Origin of the sequence: Marinomonas aquiplantarum (assembly GCF_003314975.1) — a bacterium.
Lineage (GTDB): Bacteria > Pseudomonadota > Gammaproteobacteria > Pseudomonadales > Marinomonadaceae > Marinomonas > Marinomonas aquiplantarum.
Genome location: NZ_QNRF01000009.1, coordinates 90,072 through 116,498 on the forward strand (window position 1 = coordinate 90,072; position 26,427 = coordinate 116,498).

Here is a 26,427-nt window from a genome sequence, read left to right on the forward strand (position 1 = left end):
CTTGTTATTTTTGTGGTTTTCAATGGTAGGAGTTGAGTACTAGGGTGGTGCGACAGTGATCCAGCGAACTTCGGTAAATTCATCAACGCAAGCGTCGCTACCAAAGCGACCATAGCCACTAGACTTTAATCCGCCAAAAGGCATCGCTGGGTCGTCTTTTACTGTGGATGAGTTGATATGACACATACCAGATTCCAGCTGATTAGCTAGGCTTCTAGCGAGTGTTAAGTCACGGGTGAAAATGGCAGAAGCAAGACCGTATTCGCAATTATTGGCAACGGTAATGGCCTCTTCTGGAGAATCTACCCGATAAATTCCGGCAATAGGTCCAAAGCACTCTTCTGAATAAATTCGCATCATAGGAGTAATGTGGTCTAGCAAAGTCGCATCAATAAATTGGCCTCTGCGCTGTGTACCTGATATAAGCGTTGCCCCCTTATCGAGAGCATCTTCAATAAGTGCGGATAACCGTGAAGCGATAGAAGGACTTGCTACAGGCCCGAGTTTAACGCCTTTTCGACGAGGGTCTCCTGATACCAGGTCAGCAACCATCTCTTTTAGTATGCCAATAAACTCGTCTGCAATAACTTGCTCAACAATAATTCGATCCGTCGCCATACAGATTTGGCCTTGATTTAAAAAAGCGCCGTAAACCGCTTCACGTGCGGCCAGCTGTAAATCAGCGTCTTTTAAAACAATTAATGGAGATTTACCGCCTAACTCCAAAAGACAGCGCTTGAGATGCTGCGCCGAAAGACTCGCAATAATCTTCCCAACACGTGTCGAGCCAGTGAAATTAACCCGTCGTATTGACGGGTTCGCAATGAAGCTAGCGATGACTTCTTCAGCATGTTCTGGCGCATTCGTCATGACAGAAATGACGCCTTTTGGAACGCCTGCTTCGTGAAGCACTTCCGCTATTAGAGAATGTGTTGCTGGTGAGAGTTCAGACGCTTTCAGAATAACGCTGTTGCCAAAAGCCAGCGGAAAGACCACGGAGCGCATGGCCAACACAATGGGGGCATTCCAAGGCGCAATGGCAAGACACACTCCAACCGGTTGACGAACAGTATAGGAATTAGATGCTTCATCTATGGGCGAGTTAGATGGGTATTTCAGTGCTAGAGCAACCGCAGCTTCAATAGCCTCTCCTGCTACTTTAATATTGAAATCCACCCAGTCACCCACAGCGCCAATCTCTTTAAGCATCAACTGAGCCAAACGATTGCGGTATTTGGGCATCAATCGTTTCGCACGGCGTAAAATTTCGGCTCGTTCTGTAACTTCGGTGGTAGACCATTTTGAAAAATTAGCTGCTGCGATAGCCGCCATGTGTTCCGCATCTTCTAAGCGACCGGAGGCGGCACGAGACGCCACCAAATCAGTACTTGGGTCTAACCTTTCAAAATAGTCACCCGCAATCGCTGGTGTATGTTGACCGTCAATGAACAAGTCCACCTCGGGTATAGTAGATAGGTCGATATCGTTGTACATGATGCTCAAAATTTCACCCTGCCGTTATTAGTTTTGTTATCGGTCGATGAGTAACGTTTAAAAGATTAACAGCTATTTCCTCTATCAACATGTTAAATAATGGCTTAAAGTTGTTAAAAAATGGTTTATTTGACGATTTTAAAGGAAAGGCAATGTTGACGAATATCATAGGCTCAATGGTTCGATTTGAGTCTATTCAGCCCGGTCTACAATCTCGAGTATTTAGTACGGGGAACGACAATTTTTCCGACTTTAACTTAATTGGTATCATTCAGCGTGGTGACGCCACGGTATCAATGGAAGAAATGCACCAGATTACAGAGTCGTCTATTTTTTGTATTCCCCACAAAAAACAGGCTAAAGTATTGGTTCCTGCTGGGAGTCAGGTTTGGCTATTAGGCTATCGAGATGAGCTTATTTCTTTAGTCACTGGCTCTGACCTAGACAGTGCAAAATTAGAAACTTTGATGCGGCAGTTTACCATCACCGCTTGCTCAAAAGATGACATCGACAACGAATTCTTACCGCTTTTACGCTTATTGAAGACGGAAATATCTACCTCGACTAAACGTTCTCGAACCGTGATCTGCTCAATCATTCGTATTTTACTGATTAGTATATATCGCCTCAGTAATATCGAGTCTATTCGGCTAACGCACTCCCCCGATGAATTAGTATTACAACAATTTCGACAACTCGTAGAAGTAGAGTATCGTAATAGAAGAGCAGTTTCATATTATTGTCAGGAGTTGATTATGACCTACGATCGACTGCATGCCATCTGCCAACGCAATCTGAAAAAATCTCCGCTACAGCTGATTAATAACCGCGTTTTAATTGAAGCCACATCAAGATTAAAAAAGTCCACTGGGGCCATACAAGCCATCGCAAATGATTTGGGCTACAACGACGGAAGTCAGTTCAGTCATTTCTTTAAAAAAGAAACAGGAATGTCGCCCAGTCAATTTAAGCGTTATTACACAGAAAAAGGTGTCGTTAATAGAGACGCAAACACGCCTGATTTTTCGGATTGGCCTTAAGGCAAAGCGAGGCACCAAAATTATCATAGGCTCAATACATTCTATTAATTAAGTATTTAGATCATTTTTTCAGCAAGTGATTTAAATGCCCTACTCTATGGCAAAGAATAAGTTGCAGGGGGAAGGACGGCCAACTTTCCCAACTCAGATCGGGACATCACCATAACGAAACTTGAGCCAACATACATCAGCACGCTGATGTGATATATCGCTATTCCTGCATCCTTGTGATGCATTAAACACGATCATTTGATACAAGCAGAAACCCTATTTAAATTCTTCTAAAACTTTCTATAGAGGCCAAAAAAAGTATTTAGAGATGAAAAGTGCCAATATAGGTCGGGGTTCGCGCGCTTTAACCGAACAGAAGAAATTGACTGTTTTACAACTTCTTAATTCTAGTTTTCTTAGTTAAGATAAAATGGCTTATTTAAATAAGCATGTTTGCTTAAATAAAACCAATAACAAAAAAGCCGAGTTCAAATGTCATTAAAAAAACTGGAAAAACTCTCGCAGGCAGCCAACACTTATAAAGCTATTTTGAATGCGATGGAAGAATGGGTCGTTATTGTCGACCATCAATCAAAGATTTTCTTCATCAACCGACCTTATGCACGCTTTCTTGGAGTGAAGGCGGAGGATGTAAAGGGGAAAAAAGTCACCGACGTCATTGAAAACACTCGGATGCACATTACTGTGCAGACAGGCCAAGCGGAACGATTTTCTTTTCAGAAGATTTTAGGCAGTAAAATGATTGCTAGCCGCCTCCCTATCGTTGACCAAGGCGAGGTCATTGGTGCCGTTGGTACGGTGATTTTTCATGATACTCATGAATGGAAACAAATTAACAGCCACATAAAAGCACTGCTAGCTGAACAAGACTTTCAGTACCAAAAAAGCATCGCTTCCGACAAGCTCAACACAGGGGCTAATTTTCACCTAAATGACATCATCGGTGACAGTCAGGTGATGAAGTCTTTGAGCGCTAAGGTCACACAAGTGGCTTCTGGTGATGTAACAGTATTAATTCGTGGCGAATCAGGAACCGGCAAAGAATTATACGCCCACGCCATCCACCAGCTGTCAGATCGAGCGGAATATCCATTTATCAAAGTTAATTGCGCCGCGATACCAGAAAGTTTGCTAGAAAGTGAATTATTTGGCTATGAAGAAGGCGCGTTTACAGGGGCCAAAAAAGGTGGCAAGCCGGGTAAATTTCAATTGGCCAATGGCGGCACCTTGTTTCTCGACGAAATTGGCGATTTACCATTATTAATGCAAGCCAAGCTATTGCGTGTATTACAAGATCGTGAAGTCGAATCCGTTGGTGGCACGCACCCCACGCCCTTAAACATTCGGCTGATTACCGCCACGCATCGTCCATTAGAAAGCCTGATAGAAAGTGGCACCTTCCGAGAAGACCTTTATTATCGTATTAACGTTGTGGCGATTGATTTACCTCCACTTCGTGAGCGTCGCGAAGACATTGCAAAACTGGCTGATTTTTTCCTGCAAAAACTGTCGAGAAGAACTGGACGACGTGCACCAAAGCTCACCGTTCAAGCTTTGACAGCCATGCTAGCGTACAACTGGCCGGGTAATATTCGCGAACTCGAAAATGTCATGGAAGCAGCGTTTTACACAAGCCATGATCGAAAAATCCCGCTGTCATTATTGCCAGTGCAACTGTCCCAAACAGATCACAACACACCTAAAAATCAGACGTCACAAGAGATCATTCAATCCACAGGCAGCTTAAAAGAACAACTGAACCTAGCAGAAAAAAATATCATTAACGCCGCTTTGATTGAATGTGGCGATAACCGTACCAAAGCCGCAAAAAAGTTGGGCATCAGTAAATCCACTTTTTACGAAAAGCTCGATAAACACGGCATTTAGTCCGATTTTTCGGATGGTGTCTATTTTTTCGGACTATACTTAAACCACTAGTGCTTTAATTAGACTCAAACCGTCCGATCTTTCGGAAAACCACATCATTTTTACGCATCAAAAAAAGCAAAATTAGACTAACTATATGAAAAATATAGATATTATCAATTTGGCACTTTTCTTGATTTAGCATTCTGCAGCACCATAGCACTCTATGGCGTGCATAAAATACATGACAGCTTTCTACAGTTTGAAAAGAACACACAATAAAAATAAAAGGATTGAAAACATGAAAAATGCTTTGATAACAGCGACTTGTTTAACCACGTTAAGCTTCGCGATGCCATCTTATGCCGACTTCGACAAAGTCCGCTGGCAAGTCCCTATGGCCTTCTCGTCCTCTTTAACAGCGCTTGGCGACACCATGCCTGAAGTGTCTAAAATGCTCAGTGATGCCAGTGGCAATAAAGTAAAACTGCAAGTCTTTGAACCCGGTTCACTGGTGCCAGCATTGAGTATTTTCGACAACGTCAGCTCTGGTAATGTCTCGGCAGGTTATTCTTGGATGGGGTATGAGTGGGGCCAAATCCCTGCGGCAGCGTTATTCGGAGCAACACCATTCGGCCTTGAGTCGAACGAATTCACGGCTTGGATGTATTACCATGACGGCGATAAAATGCTTAAAGAACTGTTCAAGCCTTACGATGTTTATCCTATTCTGTGTGGCACCATCAGCCCAGAAGCCGCGGGTTGGTTTCGCAAAGAGATCAAATCTGTTGATGACCTAAATGGCCTTAAATTCCGCGCGGCGGGTCTTGGCGGTGAAATCATGTCTGAATTCGGCATGTCGATTAACGTTTTTCCAGGTGGCGAGCTTTATCAAGCGCTCGAAACCGGCGTATTGGATGGCACCGAGTTCTCTATTCCAACCGTGGATGAGCAACTTGGGTTTTATCAAGTCGCCAAGCACTATTACCTTCCCGGCTGGCATCAACCTTCCACTAACCAGTTCCTTTACATCAACCTAAATGACTGGAATAAGCTCAACAAGCAAACGCAATCTTTGATAGAAAATACCTGTGTGGCCGCCAACACCATGTCGTTGGCCAAATCTGAAGCGCTACAAGGTGGCATATTGTCTAAGTTCAAAGAGAAAGGTGTCGAGCTTCACCAGTATTCACCCGAGATTCTCAGCGCCTTCCAAGACGCTACGGATGAAGTGATGGCCCGTCACTCTGCTGAGAATGCGGAATTCGCCAAAATCTATTCGTCGATGAAAGACTTTCAAGAAGAGCACAGCACGTGGAAAAAATTCGGCTATTTGCCTCGCGATTGGAACACGAAATAACTCTATTTGAGTTCTATTAAGTGAGTCGGCATCACACGATGCCGACGTTTTTCACTGGATGTACATCATCCGAAATCAAAGGAGAAATACATGTCCGATCCATCAACTGAGTTAAATTTAGCTGAAATCGAGGCAAAATTATCGCACTCCAACATCAACCAGCTGCCTCACACGCCAGTCTCGCAATGGCTTGAAAGTGCCATCGAAAAGATAGGGCAGTACATTTCTTGGATTTGGTTAGTGTTGATGCTTTTGATCGTCAGCAATGCCTTAATGCGTTATTTTTTCAATACCACCTTTGTGGCGTTAGAAGAGTTACAGTGGCACTTGTATGCAGTTGGCTTCATGCTGGGGCTGTCTTACTGCTTTATCCACGACGGTCATGTTCGTGTTGATGCGCTGGCGGAACATTGGTCGATGAGAAAACGCGTATGGATCGAAGTCTTTGGTATCTCGCTCCTACTGCTGCCTTTTTGTTTTGTCATGTTTAACTATGCCCTTCCTTTTGTTGAACGATCTTATCGAATGAATGAAGTCTCACCATCATTTGATGGCTTACCTTTTCGCTGGATTCTCAAGTCATTCATTTTAATTGCACTGGCATTATTGGTCATGGCGGCCAGTTCTCGCTGGCTTCGCTGTGTCGCTTTTCTACGTGGCGTTTCTATTCATCAAAGCCACACAAAAGGCTAGTTTCAAGGGAAGATTATGTTCGAAACATACGAATTATTAGTCATTGCCATGCTTGGCAGTTTTATCTTATTGATTTTTTCAGGGTTTCCTGTCGCATGGGTGCTCGCTGGTTTGGCGATCATCTTCAGCGTTGTTGGCGTTTTGTCCTCCCAGTTTTTGGATTGGGACACTTACTATATGAACGATTGGCGCATTTACGGCACCATAATCCAACGGATTTATGCCCAAATGAGCAACTGGGTGCTTGTCGCCTTACCCATGTTTATTTTTATGGGATTGATGCTAGAACGCTCTGGCGTAGCTGAACGCTTGATGGTGAACTTTGTTAATTTGTTTGGGCGATTTCGAGGTGGACTCGGTGTTGCTGTAATCTTAATCGGCATCTTGTTTGCGGCGTCAACAGGCATCGTGGGTGCGTCAGTTGTACTACTCGCCATGCTGTCTATGCCTGTCATGTTAGAACAAAAATATTCGCCTTCGTTTGCCAGCGGTATTGTTGCGTCTTCTGGTACCTTGGGCATTTTGATTCCGCCAAGCATCATGCTAATTATTATGGCGGATCAGCTTTCTCTTTCCGTGGGCAGCTTATTCATGGGCGCGCTGGTTCCCGGTTTGTTACTGGGCGGTTTGTACATCGTGTATGTCATTCTTTCTGCTATTTTCAATCCGAAAGTCTGCCAACCACCACTGAATTTACCACCGGTTACGATGGGATTAATCTGGTCAACATTGAAAGCCGTTTTTCCTCCGCTGGCACTTATTTTGTCTGTATTGGGCTCTATCTTCATGGGGATTGTTTCGCCAACAGAAGCCGCCGGTGTTGGGGCGTTTGGCGCCACTCTTTTAGCGATTTTAAACAAGCGCTTCAATATGAAAATGTTGGCTGAAGTGTGCCGTAAAACCACCATTACGACGTCGTTTGTTTTTGGTATTTTCTTGGGCGCGACGGCTTTCGCCGTGGTGTTACGAACGCTGGGGGGCGATGAATTCATCAGTGATTTGCTGCAAGGTATTCCTTTGTCGCCAGCAGGCATTGTGGTGGTTATTCTGCTCATCGCCTTCGTAGCGGGTTTCTTCTTAGACTGGCTAGAAATCAGCTTGATTTTACTCCCTCTCGTCGGGCCTGTTGTGGTCGCGTTGGAGTTCAATTTGGTGTGGTTTGTCGTGCTGTTTGCTTTGGCGCTACAAACCTCTTTTTTAACACCACCTGTTGGCTTTTCGCTCTTCTATTTAAAAGGCGTCGCACCAGCTGGGGTGACCACATTACACATCTACAAAGGCGTTATTCCTTTCGTCCTTCTGCAATTATTAGCTGTGCTTCTGGTGTTTTTATTCCCAGACCTGGTGTTGTGGTTGCCCGAAGTGATTTACGGTTAACCCGTTTGCTTTCCTGTTTGGAGAATAAAAATGAACAATAAAACAGTATTAATTACGGGGGCAGCAAGTGGAATCGGCTTGGAAATTGCTCAAGCATTTCTGAAAGCGGACATGAATGTCGCCATTTTAGATTTCAGCCAAACGGCGATAGAAGAGGCAAAAACACAGCTTTCAGCATTCCATCAGCAATGCACTTTTTTCGCCTGCGATGTGACTAAGGAACCGCAATTTATGGATGCGATAGACGCCGCCATTGCGCAATTTGGCCACATCGATATTCTGGTCAACAACGCGGGGGTTCAACATATCGCGCCGATAGAAGAATTCCCCTCAGACACCTACCGACGTTTAATCGACATTATGTTGATCGCGCCCTTTTTGGCGATCAAAAAAATCCTGCCTTTGATGAAAGAAAAAGGGGATGGGCGAATCATTAACATGGCGTCGATTAATGGCTTAATCGGCTTTGCAGGCAAAGCTGGCTACAATTCTGCCAAACACGGCGTAATTGGCCTAACAAAAGTAGCTGCGCTGGAAGCCGCGCCTTTTGGTGTGACCATCAATGCGCTGTGTCCCGGCTATGTGGACACGCCATTGGTGAGAAATCAGCTGGAGGATTTGGCCAAAACACGCGATGTCTCACTTGATCGTGTGTTGGAGGAGGTCATTTGGCCTCTGGTGCCACAACGCCGCTTCCTCACGGTAGATGAAATTTCAGACTACTGTTTGTTTCTCAGCAGCCCTTCGGCAAAAGGAGTGACTGGACAAGCTATCGTCATCGACGGTGGGTATACCACACAGTAGACACAGTTTCTAAATGCATAAGTATTTATAAACTGCTCCTCAAGAAGATTCGAATCTTTACATGGAAACTAGCAGTAATTAGTCAGGTACATAAAAAAGGACTATAACTTTCTAATTACTGCTATTTAATATCTCTAACGAGCTCAGAATTTTTAAGAACTAAACTTACGGCTCAATCATACTGATCATGAGCCGTTATTTAGTCACATCAGATACTTATTTTGTAATAGTAGAAAATATTTTTAACTAATCAGAGATTACTGTACCTTTCTTGAATTGATACTCTGCTCCAATTGGATCCTCTCCCGCATTTCTATCAAACATGTGCTGCACATTGTCTCTCTGAACTTTCAACAGGATACTCTCTGTTTGAGAAGACGTTTTGAGAAAATAATAAGGGGCTATAGAGATTTAACCGCGCTATCAAAATGGCAATCTATCTTCTTATAAAGCCAGTGAGTACGAGGGTTACAGAGTTATTTTCCATTATCAAAATGGCACGCCCGAAAGGATTTGAACCTTCGACCTTCGCCTCCGGAGGGCGACGCTCTATCCAGCTGAGCTACGGGCGCATTAGACACTTTTGATCGACCGATCAGAAGTAAATTGGAGTGCGTATTCTAAAGGAAATCACGCAGGATACCAGTGCTTAATCACAGAAAAATAGTGGATTCATCAAAGCGGTTTGATCCATTGCATTTACCCCATCGTAAAAGTGGCAGATAATTCATCCCTGTTCTCTTACGCTGGATTTTATAGGAAAACCATCTTCATGCTTTACCAAAGCGTTAAGCGGCATTCCGCCTCTATTCGAATCATAAAATTTTTTACCTTAATCATTGGGCTCACGATGAGTGCCTCGACCTTGAACGCAAGCGGCACCACTGAAAGGTCTGGTGGTAAAGTCTTCAATTCATTTTGCGTAGCATGCCATTTGCACGGTGTGGCAGGCGCGCCAAAACTGGGAAACTCAGCAGATTGGCTACCTAGAAAGGAAAAAGGCATGCCAACCTTGTTGAAGCATGCCATTGAAGGTTTAAACGCCATGCCACCAAAAGGCATGTGCTCCAACTGTAGCGATGACGAAATCCAAGCCGCGATTCAATTCATGTTAGATAACAGCTAATCGTTTAGCATGGCTTTTAATGCGGACAACGAGGCTTGTCCACGTTCTTTTTTCGCACTTTCGCCTTCATCACCACGTCCTTCCCAGACCAAATCCTCTTCTGGTAGTTCATCCAGAAAACGACTTGGGAGACAGTCAATTTCTTCGCCGTATTGTCGGCGCTTTGCCGCCAAAGTAATGCATAAGGTTCGCTTCGCTCGAGTAATTCCCACATAAGCCAAACGTCGCTCTTCTTCTATATCATCGTTTTCAATGCTGTTGCGATGCGGCAGTAATTCCTCTTCACAACCAATCAAGAACACATGCGGGTACTCCAAGCCTTTGGAAGCATGTAAGGTTAATAACTGCACCTTATCTTCGTCTTCCTCTTCTTCTTGTCGCTCTAACATATCGATTAACAAAAGCTTGCTGATGGCCTGATCCAACTCAGCACTGTCGTCTTCTTCCCAGGCAGATTCCATCATGCGCTGAATGGAGTCCAGTAAAAAGCGGACATTTTCAATGCGTCGCTCAGCGGCTTTGGTTGAAGAGCTTTGCTCTTGAATCCAGCCGTAATAATCCATGTCATGGATCATTTGTTCTATTACAGGCACCGGCGAAGCCCCTTGCAAGCGTTGGCGCAAGGTTGACATCCAGCGCTCAAAATCTTGCAGACTTTTTAGAGAACGCCCCGTCACAGTGTCTTCCAACTCTTTATAACCAGAGGCCTCAAATAAGCTAACTTGACGCTCATAGGCAAGATTACCCACTTTTTCCAAGGTCGCTGGGCCGATCTCACGACGCGGTAAATTCACCACTCGCAAAAAGGCATTATCGTCCGCTGGGTTTACCAACAGGCGTAAATACCCCATCAGATCCTTGATTTCAGCGCGCGAGAAGAAGGAAGTGCCGCCGTTCATCTTGTAGGGGATGCGATAGGCCTGCAGTTTAATTTCCAGTAATCGTGCTTGGTGGTTGCCACGATAGAGAATGGCAAAATCCCGATAAGGAATGTCATGGCGCAAGTGGCGAGACTGGATTTCGGCTGCGACACGCTCAGATTCGGCGTCTTCATTGCGCGTCACCATCACCCGAATTGGGTCCCCTAACCCCAAATCACTCCACAGAGACTTATCGTATACGTGTGGGTTATTGGCTATTAAGGTGTTGGCGGCTTTCAGAATGGTTTTAGTGGAACGGTAATTTTGTTCCAGTTTGACCAACTTCAAATTCGGATAGTCTACCGACAAGCGCTCAAGGTTTTCGGGTCGAGCACCACGCCATGCATAAATGGATTGGTCATCGTCACCCACCAAGGTGAAACAACGACGAAAGCCTGCTAAAAGGCGAATCAACTCGTACTGACTGGCATTGGTATCCTGACACTCATCCACCAAGAGATAACGAACTTTCTTCTGCCACTTATCTCTTAACTCTTCATCCGACATTAACAGACTCACCGGCAACAGAATCAAATCATCAAAATCCACGGCATTGTAAGCTCGAAGATAGCGCTGATATTGCGCATAAACTTGTGCCGCAAGCAGGTATTCTTCTGTGTCTGCATTAGTCATGGCCTCTTGCGGCGTGGTCAGATCATTCTTCCAATTGGAAATGGTGTGCTGACAATGGGCAGCGGAATCCGTTTGACCATTAAACTCTTTGTCTAAGATTTCTTTAATTAACGACAAGGAGTCTTGTGAATCGAATAAGGTAAAACCTTCTTTTAGACCCACTCGGCGGTATTCACGACGTAAAATGCGCAACCCCAAATTGTGGAAAGTCGAAATACTCAGACCTCGACTTTCCTCTTTACTCAGCATGCCCACAACACGCTCTTTCATTTCTCGCGCTGCTTTGTTGGTAAAGGTGACAGCAATAATGCTGTTGGCCTTAAAACCGCAGGTTTGAATCAGATAGGCAATTTTCGTGGTAATTACACTGGTTTTACCCGACCCTGCGCCCGCTAATACAAGCAGAGGCCCATCAATCTGCTTTACCGCCTCAAGTTGACGATCATTTAGATTGCGCATGCGTTGTGATATGGAAGGTAAGGATTCACTCATATGGGCTCACAGCTGAACGGATAAAAAACACATTCTACACCAGAGAGGAGCCAAGGTTCGATACAAAGACAAGACCAGCCAATACATTAGAAAATCCTAATAAAATTGATCTTTGTCAACTATAGGCATTTTAAATAAGCGAATCAGCATATAATACACTATATTAGAAATATCTAATTTAATGTATTTAGGAGGCGAATCATGCTTCGCAAGAACCCAAATATTCAATATCACCCTAGTTACTGGCTAGCAGCCCTAGGCGCGGGTGGTACATCTGTCAGCTTTTTTATGTACCTGATGTGGCTAATTCCTCATCCAGCAACCCCTATACCAACCTATGCTGATTGGCATACACAGCTGATAAAAGGAGATCTACTTGCCGCCATTACCTTATTCGCTCTCATCGGGGTCATTATTTTTGCTCTGTTGCATGTACTCTTATTAATTTGGAACATTGCCGAAAGTCGCCAACATAAAGCTGCTTTGCAGACGCTCGATAACACCCCAGCTGAATTACAAAAAATGGCGATACCACTTACCTTAGCCATGACAGTGAATGTCTTTTTCATACTGGGGGCTTTGTTTGTGCCTGGTCTATGGAGCGTGGTTGAGTACCTTTTTCCTGGCGCAATATTCGCTTTTGCCATCATCGCCTATGTTGCTAGCCAACAGTTTACTCGCTACATGAGTCATATGATCAGTGACGGCGGTTACCGCAGCCAAGAGCACAATCATTTATCTGGTCTCATCAGCGTCTTCACCTTTGCTATGCTAGCGGTTGGCTTTGCCGCCGCGGCAGCTATGTCTCATGTTGCCGCTACTGTTGCCATTGCAACAAGCTTTAGCTTGGCGTTTATGATCTTTGCTATTTTGCTAGGCATACTTTTTTTAGTAAAAGGCATCACCGCGATGATGCAACATGGTTTATCAGAACCGGCATCGCCAAGTATCTGGATGCTGATTCCAATCCTTACTCTTCTAGCCATTACTTGGGTCAGGCTGTCACATGGACTTAGCCATCACTTCAAAGTAGAAAGTCATGCTGGACAACTCTTTGTACCTTTAAGCTTACTGTTTACACTGCAAATTGGCGTACTAGCCTTGGGCTACAAAGTAATGAAGAAAAATGGTTATCTAACCTATTACTTGCATGGCGATAAGGAAAGCCCCGTAAGCTTTGGCTTGATTTGTCCTGGTGTCGCACTCTTTGTCATGGGCATGTTCTGGTGGCATATTGGTTGGGTAAAGACTGGGATAATTGATCAATTCAGTGCAATATATTGGTTGGGGATTGTGGTGTTATTGAGCGTTCAAATCATCACTATTTTGTCACTTATTAAACTCACTAAAAAGCTATTAATGCATCCGCTTCGTCAGCCGCTAGCGCAGGCTTAATACCAACAAAAACGGGTAGCCAAGCTACCCGTTTTTATTAACTGAAACAGACACGATTAGGCGTCAGTTTTATCCACAGAGCGACGGCTCCAATAACTGGCTAATAGGGAACCAGAAATATTATGCCAAACACTGAAGATAGTACCTGGCAATGCCGCCATCGGCGTAAAGAATTTCACAGCCAACGCTGCGGCCAAACCTGAGTTTTGTAGGCCAACCTCAAACGCAATGGTACGACACACGCGAGCATCAAATCCCAAAGCTTTGGTGACCCAATAACCTAATAGCAAACCTATGCTGTTATGAATAATCACGGCTGCTGCGACAATTAATCCGACCTGAACTATTTTCGATGCGCTCAATGCCACCACAATTGCAATGATTAACACAATGGCGAACATGGAAATATAAGGAAACACAACTTCAGCTTTACGCACATATTGAGCGAAGAAAGTGTTAATCAAAACCCCAGCGGCAACCGGCAACAAAACGATCTTAAACAAGCTCCACAACATGGAAGCAACGGGGACATCGACACTTTGACCTATCATCAAAGAGACCAGTAAAGGCGTTAAAACGACGCCTAACAAAGTCGAAATCGCAGTCATAGAAATTGACAGTGCTGTATCGCCTTTTGCTAAGTAACACATGACATTGGACGAGGTGCCGCCAGCCACACTACCAACCAGCAACATACCAACGGTCAGCTCACTATCGAAACCAAACGCAAATGCCACACCGAAAGCCGCAATGGGCATGACTAAAAACTGCAGCAATACGCCCACACCCACAGCTTTACCGTTTTTTAGCACCTGTTTAAAATCACTAGGGCTCAGGGTTAATCCCATTGCCAACATGATCACAGTCAATAGAGGGACAATTTGAGACTTCAAACCAACAAACATATCAGGTTGGAAAAAAGCCAATACTGAAAGCAAAATAGCCCAAAGAGGGAATAACTGAATTACCATATTTTTATACTCCATTTTGACAACATCATGTCCACCACATGGCTGCCATTCATTATTATTGATGCCCAATACACTCCTTCCAACCCATTATTTGTATCGGAAAAAAGCGCTTTCCAAAGACGAAAGTAATTGTTCTACAAAGGAGAAAACAGAACTGGGAGCGGAATTGTAACCAAATGAGATGTTGAAGAATAGAGAACTCAAAAATAGCGAAGATTAAAAAGACAATAAAAGAGAGACACCCCACTCATTAGAAGAATGATTCGCCGTATTCGCTGCTAAACCTGTTTTCTCGGCATCGTTTGCTTGCCAGTATTTGTAGAAGGGTTCAATCACAATCCCTCCACCATCTGGGTTCAATAAACGTTGTAACTGAAGATAAAAATGGTAGCCACGCGCTTTGGTTAAATCCGTTTCTATGGCTCGATACCCCTCAGCGGCAGAGAGTCGCGTTTCATTTCTCGCCAACAACACGGTATCGTATTCAATACGCGCACCTAACGCCCAACCGGCTTCGTCCACCAGTTCTTGAAATTCAATACCAATAGGGTTGTAAAGATAGGTTTGTTGGCTCTTATAACCTTCAATAGAAGAACTGGATAGCTTGCCTCGAGAATCCACAAGAGAGCGCCGGTAACCCAACCCCAAATAGGGTGTAATTCGATAGCGGTTATTCACATACAAAGCCCGGCCAATCATACTTCTTAAGTCATATACTTCATTCTTCACTGACTTAATTTTGCCCGCACCTTTTTGATTAATATCATCACTGGCATAAGACACATCAAGGAATAAAACAGAAAAATTATAATAAGAAGAATAGCGAGCCAACACACCCGTCAACACCCCATATTGGCTGACATCACCGTGCTCGCTATAGTCCATGTAGGACATATAAGGCCCCATCTCAAGATCAAAGCCTCGATCATTCGCGACAACGGATGAGCAGGCGAAAAGACTTAGCAATGTGAAACTGAGCTTCACCATAATGAGATCTCGCTTGTTTAATTCCTCTTATACCGTGTCACTATATACCATTATTAAATGGCTCATAAAACCATCAGCTCGATAAAGCAGAAGTCAATGTCTTCTCCATTTTACGGTAACTGAGGGATTCCATTAAATGCGCTCTCGTCACAGAGGTGTCATTTAAGTCCGCCAAGGTTAAGGCGACTTTTAATACTCGATGATACGCTCGTGCAGACAGTTTTAGTGTGTCTAAGGCTTGTTGCATGAAGCGTTTATCCTCTTCACTTAGGGCGCAAATGGCTTCTAGTTGACGACCACTTAACAAGGCATTTTGGACTCCTTGTCGAGCCCTTTGTCGCGCCACCGCCTGCTCTACCCTCAAGCGAATACTGTCGCTTGACTCGCCCTCTTCCTGCGCATTCACCAACACATCAGACGGCAATGGCGGCACTTCCACATGCAAATCAATACGGTCCAAAAAAGGCGCTGAAAGCTTCTTTAAATACTTTTGACTGGCACTGGATTGATAATAATCTTGCTCTCCACGATACGCCTCGTTACTGGCATTCATCGCGGCGACCAATTGGAATCTAGCAGGAAAAGTCACCTGCCCACGAGCCCGAGAAATATGCACTTCGCCATTCTCTAAAGGCTCACGTAACACTTCCAACACTTTACGATCAAACTCAGGTAGTTCATCTAAAAATAATACGCCACAATGTGCGAGCGACGCTTCGCCAGGTTTGGGGATTGAGCCACCGCCCACCAAAGCCGCCGCCGAACAGGAATGATGAGGCGAACGGAACGGTCGCTCAGACCAATGCCAATCTTGTCCCATTTTACGACCCGCCACAGATTGCACCGACGCTACAGACAAGGCTTCCGCTTCGGTCATTTGTGGCATGATACTCGGCAACCGAGAGGCCAACATGGTTTTCCCAGTGCCTGCAGGACCGATAAACAACAGATTATGACCACCAGCAGCTGCCACTTCTAACGCTCGTCTTGCTTGATATTGTCCTTTCACATCGCGCATATCTTTAAACACTTGGCGTACAGAAAGATCCGTTTCAGGACGCCCCTGACAAAGAGGCAAGGCCGTTTGCTGAAGTAAATGTGCCGTCACTTGCGTTAAATGTTTAGCAAACACGGAGTGACCTTCTACCAGTGCAGCTTCCGCTTGATTATCTGCCGGAAGAATCAGTTGTCGATTCGATTGGTGACAAGCGATCGCTGATGGTAATAAACCGGAAACTCCCCGAATATCACCAGATAACGCCAACTCACCAATGAACTCCGTATCACCTAGATTTAACTCTCCGAGCTGTCCAGATGCTACCAGCACACTAATAGCAATCGCTAAATCATAGCGTCCACCTTCTTTAGGCAAGTCAGCTGGCGCGAGGTTAATCGTGACTCGGCGAGTAGGGAACTCAAAATGACTGTTGATAATGGCACTGCGTACTCTATCTTTGGATTCTCGAACGGCTGCTTCAGGTAAACCCACAATATTAAGAGAAGGCAAACCATTGGAAATGTGAGTTTCGACAGTAACAAGAGGGGACGCCACACCCACACGGGCACGACTGTAGATAGTAGCTAAACTCATGATCACTCCTTGATCGTTTGGTAATATTCTCGCTAGGTCATCTAACTTAGCGTTTGTCACGTATTCATAACGACTTACGTCTTACTTTTGGAACAACAAGTTAACAACGCCGGATAACAGGATGAACCATGTCAAAGCATCAAATTAACCCGAATAAATTATTACTCTCTAAATGGACATCCCATTCACCACAACAAAAGGAAAAACATTTTATTGTGACTGAACTCATCCGTGATGAGGACGACAAGGTAATCGAGTGTGTATTGGAGGCTGTCATCAATCACCAACAATATAGATTACCTTGGCAATCCCTCAGCTCAAAGGCCCTGTGGCAGCAAGGCTGGAAATGAGCTTATTGATCGGTTTCCAACTCTGCCAGACGCGCTTCCAAAGCGGCCAGTTTCTCTCGGTATTTAGCCAACATCGCCGCCTGCACTTCAAACTCTTCGCGAGTCACTAGGTCCATTTTGCTTAACGTGGTCTGCGCCACTTGATGCAACTGAGCTTGAATCTCTTCTTTTGGCAGCTTCCCTAAGGTTTCCGCTGCCTGCTCCAAACCAGTGCCTAACTGTTTAATAAATTGATCAATCATTTTACTCTCAATGCTTCCTGATAGGGCTTATTTAAATAATACGAATCCTTTGTCTAGTATAGTGGTCGAGCAAAGGTACAAACAAGCTCAGTAACAAACTCATTCACGCCTTCTTTTTGTGCAATAAAAAATGCAGCTTGACCATTTAGTTATCATCATATGGCATTTCCCGTCATTTTTAGATCGTCCACTGCCATGCCTATTTTTGTATTAGGAGCAAGCAGATAGAGCAAAAAGGTGAGATAAGGCTATTTTATAGATGCGATTTTGCACCAACTTAAAGCACCTCTCGTTTAACGCACCCCAATATGCCGCACTATTTGCAATCATTTCCTGCCCTTTTTAATTTCAATAAGCCGACAAAATCCTTACAAAGCCCTTATCCCTTGGGCTGTTCAAGAGATGGCACGCATATTGAATAAAGACATCTACCTGCGATACGACAATAAAACTGACTTTTAAAGGAGACAGTGGGTATGAAGCTTATTACTGCCATCATCAAGCCATTTAAACTCGATGATGTTCGAGAAGCGCTTTCTGAAATCGGTGTTCAAGGCATCACGGTAACAGAAGTGAAAGGGTTCGGACGTCAAAAAGGCCACACAGAACTATACCGCGGTGCGGAATACGTTGTGGACTTTCTACCTAAGGTAAAAATCGAGCTAGCCATTGCAGACGATATGACTGACCAAGTGGTTGAAGCCATTAGTGGTGCTGCAAATACTGGCAAAATCGGCGACGGTAAAATCTTTATCGTTAACCTTGAGCAAGCGGTTCGTATTCGTACCGGCGAAACTGGCGTAGAAGCCGTTTAATACGGTTCGAATATTTTAGCCTTTAGGGGGGCGAAACATGCAAGATCAAATTTTTCACTTACAATATGCCATGGACACCTTCTACTTCTTGGTGTGTGGTGCACTGGTTATGTGGATGGCAGCGGGATTTGCCATGTTGGAAGCAGGTTTAGTACGTGCTAAAAACACCACTGAAATCCTAACAAAGAACGTCGCGCTATTTGCGATCTCTTGTATTATGTACCTAGTTTGCGGTTACTCAATCATGTACGGCGGTACTTGGTTCCTAACAGGTATTCAAGATGTAGACGTTGCTTCTACTTTAACTGACTTTGCTGGCCGTGATGGCGGTTTTGAAGGCGGTTCTATTTACTCTGGCGCTTCTGACTTCTTCTTCCAAGTGGTATTCGTAGCAACCGCTATGTCTATCGTTTCTGGTGCTGTTGCTGAGCGTATGAAACTGTGGTCTTTCCTAATCTTCGCCGTGGTTATGACAGCGTTCATCTACCCAATGGAAGGTTCTTGGACTTGGGGTGGCAACGATGTATTCGGTATGTTCAACCTAGGCGACTTAGGTTTCTCTGACTTTGCAGGTTCTGGTATCGTTCACATGGCCGGTGCTGCAGCAGCGCTTGCTGGTGTGCTTGTACTTGGTGCTCGTAAAGGCAAATACGGTCCTAACGGTGAAGTACGTGCCATTCCTGGTGCTAACCTACCACTAGCAACACTAGGTACTTTCATCCTTTGGATGGGTTGGTTCGGTTTCAACGGTGGTTCTGTACTGAAACTAGGCGACATCGCTAACGCTAACTCTGTTGCAATGGTCTTCCTAAACACAAACGCCGCTGCAGCTGGTGGTGCGATTGGTGCTCTTCTTCTAGCTCGCATCCTATTCGGTAAAGCGGACCTTACAATGCTACTTAACGGTGCACTAGCAGGTTTGGTTGCGATCACGGCAGAGCCTTCTACGCCTTCTGCTCTAGGTGCGACGTTAATCGGTGTTGTTGGTGGTCTGATCGTTGTGATGTCTATCCTAACACTTGATAAGCTAAAAATTGATGATCCAGTTGGTGCTATCTCTGTTCACGGTGTTGTGGGTATTTGGGGTCTACTAGCTGTGCCACTAACCAATGACGGTGCAAGCTTCAGCGGTCAAATCATCGGTGCATTAACTATCTTCGTCTGGGTATTCGTAACAAGCTTGGTAGTTTGGTTAATCATCAAAGCTATCATGGGTGTTCGTGTCAGCGAAGAAGAAGAATACGAAGGTGTTGATCTATCTGAATGTGGTATGGAAGCGTACCCAGAATTCAAGAAATAAGACCTTTAAACTATCTCTTACTTAACTCAGTAAGATCAAAACCCTCGCTTCGGCGGGGGTTTTCTATTTTGGGAAATTAAAACCGAGGGATTGAAAAGAAATTTTAACGCCTTATCACTTAATACACGTTATTATCAGATTTTATCGAGGACAAAGCTCAAAGGGGCTTAGCTATCATGCGTGAAGATTTACATTTAAAAATTCGCAACATCACCAATCAAGATTACACCCAAGTCAAAACCCTAATGGATAAGGTCTACCACGACATTGGTGGCGCTTGGCCTGAGCACACTATTCACAAACTGATTAAAGACTTTCCCGAAGGCCAGATCTGTTTAGAAGATCACGGTGAAATTGTCGGCATTGCCCTCTCAGTGCAAGTCAACTATCAGCGTTTCAGTAACCCACATACATACGATGATTTAGTGGACCAAAAAGAAAACATTCTTAACGATCGTCTTGGTGATGCCATGTACGGCCTAGATGTTTTAATCGCACCAGAATACCGAGGTTATCGTCTCGGTCGTCGTTTATACGAAGCACGAAAAGAACTGTGCCGTCAGCACAACTTACGTGCCATTCTAGCTGGTGGCCGCATTCCAAGTTACCATGAACATGCCCATGAAATGACACCGGCCGAATACCTAGAAGCGGTGCGTGAACGTAAGATTTATGACCCCATTCTCACCTTCCAGCTTTCCAACGATTTCCAAGTAACTCGCTTAATGAAGCGTTATTTGCCAGAAGATGAAAAGTCCCAAGGTTACGCCACTCTTCTAGAATGGAAAAACATCTTTTTTGCACCGGAAACCACCGTCATAAAATCCAGAAAGACACAGGTTCGAATCGGTGCGATTCAATGGCAAATGCGTGAAGTAGAAAGTGTCGATGAACTGCTCACACAAGTAGAATATTTTGTCGATGCTGTATCCGACTATAAGAGTGACTTTGTCCTGTTTCCGGAATTTTTCAACGCCCCTTTAATTGGCTTGAGTCCAGATCAAAGTAACCAAACGGAAGCGATCCGTTTTCTTGCCAGCTTCACAGAACGTTTTAAAAATGAAATGTCACAACTGGCGGTGAGTTACAACATTAACGTGATTACTGGCTCCATGCCCTTGATGGAAGATGACATTCTCTACAACGTCAGTTATCTATGCCGTCGAGATGGTACTGTCGAAGAACAAAAGAAAATCCACATCACCCCCCATGAACGTCGTGACTGGATTATTGAAGGGGGTAACGACCTCAAAGTCTTTGATACTGACGCAGGTCGAGTGGGTATTTTGATTTGTTATGACGTGGAATTCCCTGAATTAGGCCGCTTACTGGCATCACAAGACATGGACATTCTATTCGTTCCTTTCTGGACGGACACCAAGAATGGTTACCTTCGTGTTCGCCGCTGTGCGCAAGCACGTGCCATTGAAAACGAATGTTATGTGGTCATTTGTGGTAGCTGTGGCAACCTGCCTCAGGTAGAAAACCTAGACATCCAGTATGCCCAAAGTTCAGTGTTTTCACCGTCTGACTTCTCCTATCCACACGATGCTGTGATGGCGGAAACCACTCCCAATACAGAGATGATCATGTTCTCGGATTTGGACCTAGATAAACTCAAACTGACACGCAGCGAAGGCTCTGTGAACAATTTGAAAGACCGCCGAACAGACTTGTATTCGCTGAATTGGAAGCATACTAAGTAAGGTTTCAGCTGTGATAACATGGACGTTATTTTCAATAAGCTGGGGAATAAACCCAGCGGAATTATGACAAAGAGAATCTAATGGCTAAAGCAAAAACCGCCTTTGTGTGTAATGAATGCGGCGCAGATTACGCGAAATGGCAAGGGCAGTGCCAAGCGTGTGGCGCGTGGAATTCGCTCTCTGAAATTCGCCTAACCTCTGGTAAAACCTCCGCTCGAGTGGCCGCAAGCCAAGACGCACGAACATTAGGTTATGCTGGTGCTACAACTGGCATTCAAAATTTATCTGATGTGGATCTCGGTGACGTGCCTCGCTTTAGTTCCGGTGCCAGTGAATTTGATCGCGTTTTAGGTGGCGGTTTAGTCCCTGGCGGTGTGGTCTTGATTGGCGGCCATCCAGGCGCAGGGAAAAGTACCTTATTGCTGCAAACCATGTGTTGGCTAGCGCAACAACAAACGGCGCTGTATGTCACGGGGGAAGAATCCTTACAACAAGTCGCCATGCGGGCCAATCGTCTTGGTTTACCAACGCAAAACCTAAAGATGCTATCGGAAACCAATGTAGAAGCCATTATGACCGTAGCGCAGCAGGTTAACCCAAAAGTCATTGTCATTGACTCGATCCAAGTCATGCACCTTGATGGCATTGAGTCTGCACCTGGCAGTGTGTCACAAGTTCGCGAAAGTGCTGCGGTATTAACGCGTTTTGCCAAACAAACTCAAACTGCTGTCCTGTTAGTTGGGCACGTTACCAAAGACGGCACTCTAGCTGGCCCTAAAGTCTTAGAGCACATGGTGGATTGCTCCGTGCTACTGGAAGGCTCAGAGGATTCACGCTTTCGTACTCTACGTGGTATGAAGAACCGTTTTGGCGCGATCAATGAACTAGGCGTGTTTGCGATGATGGAAAACGGTTTAAAGGAAGTCAAAAACCCCAGCTCCATCTTTTTAAACCGCAGCAATCAACCTGCCGCTGGCAGTTTAGTGATGGTGGTGTGGGAAGGCACACGTCCTTTGCTAGTGGAGCTGCAAGCCTTAGTCGATGATTCTGCCCTTGGCAATCCGCGTCGTGTCACTGTTGGTTTTGATCATAATCGCTTAGCCATGCTATTGGCCGTCCTACACAAACATGGTGGTCTACTAACCTCTGATCAAGATGTGTACCTAAATGTCGTAGGCGGTGTGAAAGTATTAGAAACCAGCGCCGATTTAGCTGCTATTGCCGCCGTTGTATCCAGTTTCCGTGATCAAATACTGCCTCACGATCTCGTTGTATTAGGAGAAGTGGGACTTTCTGGTGAGATTCGCCCAGTGCCCTCTGGCCAAGAGCGTATCAGTGAAGCGGCCAAACATGGCTTTACTAAAGCCGTGGTGCCAAAAGCGAATTGCCCTAAGAAACCCATAGCAGGGATGGAAGTCATTGGTGTAGAACGTCTCTCTCAGGCGTTAGAAGCAATTTTTGGCTAATCACAAGCGAATGGAATAATGCACTGATTGCCTGAGCCGAACTTGCATTTTGTTCAGGCAAGTCATCCAACCGCGAAAATACGGTCAATTTAGCCCAGACAACAAATCCTCGGCAGGCTCATCCTCCATCCCATAAGGAAGCGCTTTGTCGGATTGGGCATCTAACCTTTCTTGACGGGCTTTTAACAAACGAACTCGGCGTTGTTTGCAAAGCTCTAAGATATGAAACCTTTCCTCGTTGGACAAAGTGAACCAGTGAAAACGTTCATCTCGACTTCGCAAACAACCTTTGCAAAACCCTTTAGCACTGTTTTCACAAACGCCCTTGCAAGGGCTTTCAATGGCAAATAACTCGATTTGTTCCATGTCGCCCCCACTCAACATCATGATTTATTGCGTTGCGAGCTGCAGGTCATACACTTCTTCTGGGGACAGAAAATACACCCTATCGGCCGGCGCAGCGGTCAGAGAAAACCAATAAAACCGCTCCGGCACGCCCATTTCCAAATAGAAGTTGACGTACGTCGCGTGGATCGGATCCGCCACATTAGCACTGGAAGCATTAATACGAGTACCATCGGACCATGCATGAATACCAACACCCGCACCCGCACCTATGGTTCTCTCAATCCCCCCCAGAAATAAATCCACACCACCGGACAACACATAACCAGTGGGTGCAATGTGAGTGTTTAACCCTAAACGTCGAATTAAACGGGCACTGTCCATGGTGGCTTGCTGATCGATTGATCCCGGCACATCAACCAGCACCAAATCCGTTACATTGGGATGCTCTGCTAAAAAGTCAGTTAAGTCCACCACCAAGTTACTGTCTAATACACCAGATAGATAGGCCGTATTTTCTTCCACTTCAAGGGATAAAGAGTCCGCTTCCAATATACTTTGATCATCGATCGTAGCGCAGGCGGTTAAGGAGGAAAAAACGACAAGAGATAGCCACTTCAGCACATTCGATAAAGGCGTTTCGGTTTTCATAGGGTACTCAATGAACTCAACATCTAAACTCGCTACCCTCATACTAGTTCAAAAAAACAGCACTTCCTAGTAAGTCACCGCCACATTGCTGAAAAATCGAACGTTTTTCATAAAAAAAGACCGCTTACTTAAGTAAGCGGTCAAACAAACACATTTCTATTAAATCGGTTAGAAATGTCCTGGGACTAGGAAGGAAACGAAAAACTCTTACCTTCACGAACACCGGCAGAAGGCCAACGCTGTGTGATGGTTTTACGCTTCGTATAAAAACGCACCGCATCAGGCCCATACGCATGCAGGTCACCAAATAAAGAGCGTTTCCAACCACCAAAACTGTGATATGCCACAGGCACAGGTAAAGGGACATTAATCCCCACCATGCCAACTTCAATATGGTCAGAGAAATAACGTGCTGCCTCACCGTCACGGGTAAAGATACAAGTACCATTACCGTATTCGTGATCGTTAATTAAGGTCATGGCTTCTTCCATAGTCTCGACACGAACAACCTGTAAAACTGGCCCAAAAATCTCCTGCTGATAAGAATCCATCTCTTTGGTCACACCATCAATTAAGGTCGCACCAACGAAAAACCCCTTTTCATAACCTGCCACTTGCGGCTGACGGCCATCGACAACAACAGTCGCACCTTGTTGTTCAGCACTGTTGATAAAACCAACCACCTTCTCTTTGTGTTCCTGAGTAATGACGGGGCCAAAATCGTTACTCTTGTCAGAGCATTCACCGACTTTTAATGGGGTCATAGCGTCTTTCATTTTCGCTACTAACTGATCACCTGCCGCTTGGCCAACCGCCACCGCCACTGACAAAGCCATGCAACGCTCACCAGATGAACCAAATGCTGCGCCCAAAAGTTGGCTGACAACGTTGTCCATATCCGCATCAGGCATAACAATCGCGTGATTTTTCGCGCCACCTAAGGCCTGACAGCGCTTACCATTGGCACTGGCTTTGCTGTAAATGTATTCCGCAATCGGCGTGGAACCTACAAAGCTCACCGCTTTCACTCGCTTGTCTTCCAATAAGGTATCCACGGCCACTTTATCGCCGTTCACCACATTAAAGACGCCCGCAGGCAAACCGGCTTCATGCAATAATTCAGCAATAAACAAAGCCGTACTTGGGTCTCGTTCAGAGGGTTTTAACACGAATGTGTTCCCACATACGATGGCCATAGGGAACATCCACAAAGGCACCATGGCAGGGAAATTAAAAGGGGTAATGCCCGCCACCACACCGAGTGGTTGGAATTCACTCCAAGAGTCAATGTTTGGACCCACATTTTTACTGAATTCACCCTTTAGTAATTCTGGGGCACCACAAGCGTATTCCACATTTTCAATACCACGCTGTAATTCACCAGCAGCGTCATGACAAATCTTGCCATGCTCTGCGCCAATCAACTCACAAATTGTATCGGCATGCTTTTCCAACAAGGCTTTGTAATTGAACATAATACGTGCACGCTTCAGAGCGGGTGTATTTCGCCACTCAGGATACGCCGCTTGGGCGACAGCAATGGCTTCTTCTACGGTTTCACGAGGCGCAATGGCCACTTGCTTTGCGACTTCTCCTGTCGCTGGGTTAAACACGTCTTGCTTTCGCTCTGCTGCTGAAGAGGCTTCTCCGCCAATAAGGTGTCCGATCAATTGCATAACAGCTCCATAACCTTGGGTAAAATTTAATGGCGAGTTTGATGTTTCAAAAAGCGCCCTATTGACGCTACTATGCCAATGGTAATAGATTATAAAAAGTCGATTCTATTAACCCTTAGTTAAGTCTTAGGTTAACTATAAAAAAACCAAAGCGATCAACAAAAAGAGCCGTCAGACATGAAAACCTTCCAAAGCCAGATCAGTGATGCCGACCTTAGGATTTTACGAATCTACAAAACCGTGGTGGAATGTGGCGGCTTTTCTGCTGCGGAAGTGACGCTGAATATCAGTCGCGCCGCCATCAGCATTGCCATCTCAGATTTGGAAACACGTTTAGGTTTTCGACTTTGTCAGCGTGGACGGTCTGGTTTTTCATTAACCAATGAAGGCAGCCAAGTCTATGAATACACTTTGCAGCTACTCTCTTCAATTGAGGATTTCCGTACTCATATCAATGCCATTCATCAGCACCTAACCGGTGAGTTAAACATTGGTATCACAGACAACCTTGTCACCTTACCTCATACTCGCATTACGCATTCTTTAGCTGGACTAAAGGACAAAGGTCCACAGGTCACCGTGAATATTCGTATGATCCCTCCCACAGACGTGGAAAGAGGTGTATTGGATGGCGGTCTGCATATTGGCATAGTGCCAGATTTGAAAATTCTCAGTGGCTTGGAATACCACCACTTGTACGAAGAAGAATCTAAACTCTATTGCAGTGACACCCACCCTTTATTCAATATAGAAGATCAAAAAATCAGTAAGGCCAAATTGAAAAACTATGATGCCGTCTTGCCTGCTTATGCCCAAACCCCAGACATCAAAGCCCAACACCAACCTCTACAAGCCAGCGCTACCGCCACCGACCGTGAAGGCATCGCCTTTCTGATATTAACAGGGCGATATATTGGCTTTTTACCAGATCACGTCGCCGCTCACTGGGAAAGAGACGGTCGCATGCGCGCCATATTACCCGATGAATGCCGCTACATTACTCAGTTTTCAGCCATTACTCGCAAAGGTGCGAGAGCCAATTTGGTATTAGAAACCTTCTTAGACGAGCTAGAAAAAACAGCTTAAAGTGATCCTTCACTGTCCTTAATAAATGC

General features: G+C 45.0%; 23 protein-coding genes and 1 tRNA gene. 14 read left to right on the forward strand and 10 right to left on the reverse strand.

Annotated elements, in window-relative coordinates:
• Window positions 1-39 precede the first annotated feature (39 nt).
• A complete protein-coding gene (locus DFP76_RS15115) occupies window positions 40-1,494 on the reverse strand; it encodes an aldehyde dehydrogenase (protein ID WP_113875442.1) in 1,455 nt (484 codons plus the stop codon).
• A 152-nt stretch (window positions 1,495-1,646) separates the two neighbouring features.
• Here DFP76_RS15115 and DFP76_RS15120 point away from each other — a divergent pair, with 152 nt between their 5' ends.
• The 6 genes from DFP76_RS15120 (at window position 1,647) to DFP76_RS15145 (ending at window position 8,646) form a co-directional block, all read left to right on the forward strand.
• The gene (locus DFP76_RS15120) at window positions 1,647-2,534 is read left to right on the forward strand and encodes a helix-turn-helix domain-containing protein (RefSeq protein ID WP_181799862.1); all 888 of its coding nucleotides are present in this window, start codon (window positions 1,647-1,649) and stop codon (window positions 2,532-2,534) included.
• A gap of 483 nt (window positions 2,535-3,017) precedes the next feature.
• Window positions 3,018-4,433, forward strand: coding sequence for a sigma-54 interaction domain-containing protein (locus tag DFP76_RS15125; protein ID WP_113875444.1), 1,416 nt, complete (start codon window positions 3,018-3,020; stop codon window positions 4,431-4,433).
• Window positions 4,434-4,713: 280 nt separating this feature from the next.
• On the forward strand, window positions 4,714-5,772 hold the full coding sequence (locus DFP76_RS15130; RefSeq protein ID WP_113875445.1) for a TRAP transporter substrate-binding protein: 1,059 nt from the start codon (window positions 4,714-4,716) through the stop codon (window positions 5,770-5,772).
• A 90-nt stretch (window positions 5,773-5,862) separates the two neighbouring features.
• Window positions 5,863-6,465, forward strand: a complete 603-nt coding sequence (locus tag DFP76_RS15135) for a TRAP transporter small permease subunit (RefSeq protein ID WP_113875446.1) — start codon at window positions 5,863-5,865, stop codon at window positions 6,463-6,465.
• A gap of 15 nt (window positions 6,466-6,480) precedes the next feature.
• Window positions 6,481-7,842 carry a TRAP transporter large permease gene (locus DFP76_RS15140; RefSeq protein ID WP_113875447.1) on the forward strand — a complete coding sequence of 454 codons (1,362 nt, stop codon included), beginning with the start codon at window positions 6,481-6,483 and terminating at the stop codon, window positions 7,840-7,842.
• 30 nt (window positions 7,843-7,872) lie between these two features.
• Window positions 7,873-8,646, forward strand: coding sequence for a 3-hydroxybutyrate dehydrogenase (locus DFP76_RS15145; protein ID WP_113875448.1), 774 nt, complete (start codon window positions 7,873-7,875; stop codon window positions 8,644-8,646).
• 495 nt (window positions 8,647-9,141) lie between these two features.
• Here DFP76_RS15145 and DFP76_RS15150 read toward each other — a convergent pair.
• Window positions 9,142-9,218 (reverse strand) — tRNA-Arg (locus DFP76_RS15150).
• 278 nt (window positions 9,219-9,496) lie between these two features.
• On the opposite strand from DFP76_RS15150, the gene DFP76_RS15155 reads away from it, so the two are divergent.
• Window positions 9,497-9,772 (forward strand): c-type cytochrome, encoded by a 276-nt coding sequence (locus tag DFP76_RS15155; protein ID WP_245931953.1) that lies wholly within the window; start codon window positions 9,497-9,499, stop codon window positions 9,770-9,772.
• Here DFP76_RS15155 and rep read toward each other — a convergent pair.
• A complete protein-coding gene (gene rep / locus DFP76_RS15160) occupies window positions 9,769-11,817 on the reverse strand; it encodes a DNA helicase Rep (RefSeq protein ID WP_113875450.1) in 2,049 nt (682 codons plus the stop codon). The two genes, DFP76_RS15155 and rep, sit on opposite strands and share 4 nt — an antisense overlap.
• A 201-nt stretch (window positions 11,818-12,018) precedes the next feature.
• On the opposite strand from rep, the gene DFP76_RS15165 reads away from it, so the two are divergent.
• On the forward strand, window positions 12,019-13,212 hold the full coding sequence (locus tag DFP76_RS15165) for a TsoY family (seleno)protein (RefSeq protein ID WP_113875451.1): 1,194 nt from the start codon (window positions 12,019-12,021) through the stop codon (window positions 13,210-13,212).
• 56 nt (window positions 13,213-13,268) lie between these two features.
• Here DFP76_RS15165 and DFP76_RS15170 read toward each other — a convergent pair whose 3' ends face one another.
• The 3 genes from DFP76_RS15170 to DFP76_RS15180 form a co-directional block, all read right to left on the reverse strand.
• Entirely contained in the window at window positions 13,269-14,183 is a 915-nt protein-coding gene (locus DFP76_RS15170; protein WP_113875485.1) for a bile acid:sodium symporter family protein, read from the reverse strand.
• 216 nt (window positions 14,184-14,399) lie between these two features.
• On the reverse strand, window positions 14,400-15,170 hold the full coding sequence (locus DFP76_RS15175) for a hypothetical protein (protein ID WP_113875452.1): 771 nt from the start codon (window positions 15,168-15,170) through the stop codon (window positions 14,400-14,402).
• A gap of 73 nt (window positions 15,171-15,243) precedes the next feature.
• A complete protein-coding gene (locus tag DFP76_RS15180; RefSeq protein ID WP_113875453.1) occupies window positions 15,244-16,761 on the reverse strand; it encodes a YifB family Mg chelatase-like AAA ATPase in 1,518 nt (505 codons plus the stop codon).
• 128 nt (window positions 16,762-16,889) lie between these two features.
• On the opposite strand from DFP76_RS15180, the gene DFP76_RS15185 reads away from it, so the two are divergent.
• The gene (locus DFP76_RS15185; RefSeq protein ID WP_113875454.1) at window positions 16,890-17,111 is read left to right on the forward strand and encodes a TIGR02450 family Trp-rich protein; all 222 of its coding nucleotides are present in this window, start codon (window positions 16,890-16,892) and stop codon (window positions 17,109-17,111) included.
• A 2-nt stretch (window positions 17,112-17,113) separates the two neighbouring features.
• Here the strand turns inward: DFP76_RS15185 and DFP76_RS15190 are convergent, their stop codons facing one another.
• Window positions 17,114-17,353, reverse strand: coding sequence for an accessory factor UbiK family protein (locus DFP76_RS15190; RefSeq protein ID WP_113875455.1), 240 nt, complete (start codon window positions 17,351-17,353; stop codon window positions 17,114-17,116).
• Window positions 17,354-17,829: 476 nt separating this feature from the next.
• On the opposite strand from DFP76_RS15190, the gene glnK reads away from it, so the two are divergent.
• From glnK to radA, 4 genes are all read left to right on the forward strand, one after another.
• Window positions 17,830-18,168 carry a P-II family nitrogen regulator gene (glnK, locus tag DFP76_RS15195; protein WP_013795072.1) on the forward strand — a complete coding sequence of 113 codons (339 nt, stop codon included), beginning with the start codon at window positions 17,830-17,832 and terminating at the stop codon, window positions 18,166-18,168.
• Window positions 18,169-18,205: 37 nt separating this feature from the next.
• Window positions 18,206-19,468 (forward strand): ammonium transporter, encoded by a 1,263-nt coding sequence (locus tag DFP76_RS15200; RefSeq protein ID WP_113875456.1) that lies wholly within the window; start codon window positions 18,206-18,208, stop codon window positions 19,466-19,468.
• 173 nt (window positions 19,469-19,641) lie between these two features.
• A complete protein-coding gene (locus DFP76_RS15205; RefSeq protein WP_113875457.1) occupies window positions 19,642-21,174 on the forward strand; it encodes a GNAT family N-acetyltransferase in 1,533 nt (510 codons plus the stop codon).
• 80 nt (window positions 21,175-21,254) lie between these two features.
• Window positions 21,255-22,640: a DNA repair protein RadA gene (gene radA, locus DFP76_RS15210; protein ID WP_113875458.1), complete on the forward strand. Its 1,386-nt coding sequence runs from the start codon at window positions 21,255-21,257 to the stop codon at window positions 22,638-22,640.
• 84 nt (window positions 22,641-22,724) lie between these two features.
• Here radA and DFP76_RS15215 read toward each other — a convergent pair whose 3' ends face one another.
• The 3 genes from DFP76_RS15215 to DFP76_RS15225 form a co-directional block, all read right to left on the reverse strand.
• On the reverse strand, window positions 22,725-23,006 hold the full coding sequence (locus DFP76_RS15215; RefSeq protein WP_113875486.1) for a DUF1289 domain-containing protein: 282 nt from the start codon (window positions 23,004-23,006) through the stop codon (window positions 22,725-22,727).
• Window positions 23,007-23,030: 24 nt separating this feature from the next.
• Window positions 23,031-23,636 (reverse strand): COG3904 family protein, encoded by a 606-nt coding sequence (locus tag DFP76_RS15220; RefSeq protein ID WP_245931954.1) that lies wholly within the window; start codon window positions 23,634-23,636, stop codon window positions 23,031-23,033.
• A gap of 185 nt (window positions 23,637-23,821) precedes the next feature.
• Window positions 23,822-25,312, reverse strand: coding sequence for a CoA-acylating methylmalonate-semialdehyde dehydrogenase (locus tag DFP76_RS15225; RefSeq protein ID WP_113875460.1), 1,491 nt, complete (start codon window positions 25,310-25,312; stop codon window positions 23,822-23,824).
• Between the two features lie 177 nt (window positions 25,313-25,489).
• On the opposite strand from DFP76_RS15225, the gene DFP76_RS15230 reads away from it, so the two are divergent.
• Window positions 25,490-26,398: a LysR family transcriptional regulator gene (locus DFP76_RS15230; protein ID WP_113875461.1), complete on the forward strand. Its 909-nt coding sequence runs from the start codon at window positions 25,490-25,492 to the stop codon at window positions 26,396-26,398.
• Window positions 26,399-26,427: the final 29 nt, after the last annotated feature.

Excerpts from the sequence above, each read along its gene's own strand:
- DFP76_RS15190 (WP_113875455.1), bottom strand. The coding sequence starts at position 17,353 with ATGATTGATCAATTTATTAAACAGTTAGGCACTGGTTTGGAGCAGGCA.
- DFP76_RS15170 (WP_113875485.1), bottom strand. The coding sequence starts at position 14,183 with ATGGTAATTCAGTTATTCCCTCTTTGGGCTATTTTGCTTTCAGTATTG.
- DFP76_RS15130 (WP_113875445.1), top strand. The coding sequence starts at position 4,714 with ATGAAAAATGCTTTGATAACAGCGACTTGTTTAACCACGTTAAGCTTC.
- DFP76_RS15175 (WP_113875452.1), bottom strand. The coding sequence starts at position 15,170 with ATGGTGAAGCTCAGTTTCACATTGCTAAGTCTTTTCGCCTGCTCATCC.
- glnK (WP_013795072.1), top strand. The coding sequence starts at position 17,830 with ATGAAGCTTATTACTGCCATCATCAAGCCATTTAAACTCGATGATGTT.
- DFP76_RS15115 (WP_113875442.1), bottom strand. The coding sequence starts at position 1,494 with ATGTACAACGATATCGACCTATCTACTATACCCGAGGTGGACTTGTTC.
- DFP76_RS15200 (WP_113875456.1), top strand. The coding sequence starts at position 18,206 with ATGCAAGATCAAATTTTTCACTTACAATATGCCATGGACACCTTCTAC.
- DFP76_RS15185 (WP_113875454.1), top strand. The coding sequence starts at position 16,890 with ATGTCAAAGCATCAAATTAACCCGAATAAATTATTACTCTCTAAATGG.
- DFP76_RS15145 (WP_113875448.1), top strand. The coding sequence starts at position 7,873 with ATGAACAATAAAACAGTATTAATTACGGGGGCAGCAAGTGGAATCGGC.
- DFP76_RS15230 (WP_113875461.1), top strand. The coding sequence starts at position 25,490 with ATGAAAACCTTCCAAAGCCAGATCAGTGATGCCGACCTTAGGATTTTA.
- DFP76_RS15225 (WP_113875460.1), bottom strand. The coding sequence starts at position 25,312 with ATGCAATTGATCGGACACCTTATTGGCGGAGAAGCCTCTTCAGCAGCA.
- DFP76_RS15180 (WP_113875453.1), bottom strand. The coding sequence starts at position 16,761 with ATGAGTTTAGCTACTATCTACAGTCGTGCCCGTGTGGGTGTGGCGTCC.
- rep (WP_113875450.1), bottom strand. The coding sequence starts at position 11,817 with ATGAGTGAATCCTTACCTTCCATATCACAACGCATGCGCAATCTAAAT.
- DFP76_RS15140 (WP_113875447.1), top strand. The coding sequence starts at position 6,481 with ATGTTCGAAACATACGAATTATTAGTCATTGCCATGCTTGGCAGTTTT.
- DFP76_RS15135 (WP_113875446.1), top strand. The coding sequence starts at position 5,863 with ATGTCCGATCCATCAACTGAGTTAAATTTAGCTGAAATCGAGGCAAAA.
- DFP76_RS15165 (WP_113875451.1), top strand. The coding sequence starts at position 12,019 with ATGCTTCGCAAGAACCCAAATATTCAATATCACCCTAGTTACTGGCTA.
- DFP76_RS15220 (WP_245931954.1), bottom strand. The coding sequence starts at position 23,636 with ATGAAAACCGAAACGCCTTTATCGAATGTGCTGAAGTGGCTATCTCTT.
- DFP76_RS15215 (WP_113875486.1), bottom strand. The coding sequence starts at position 23,006 with ATGGAACAAATCGAGTTATTTGCCATTGAAAGCCCTTGCAAGGGCGTT.
- DFP76_RS15125 (WP_113875444.1), top strand. The coding sequence starts at position 3,018 with ATGTCATTAAAAAAACTGGAAAAACTCTCGCAGGCAGCCAACACTTAT.
- radA (WP_113875458.1), top strand. The coding sequence starts at position 21,255 with ATGGCTAAAGCAAAAACCGCCTTTGTGTGTAATGAATGCGGCGCAGAT.
- DFP76_RS15155 (WP_245931953.1), top strand. The coding sequence starts at position 9,497 with ATGAGTGCCTCGACCTTGAACGCAAGCGGCACCACTGAAAGGTCTGGT.
- DFP76_RS15120 (WP_181799862.1), top strand. The coding sequence starts at position 1,647 with ATGTTGACGAATATCATAGGCTCAATGGTTCGATTTGAGTCTATTCAG.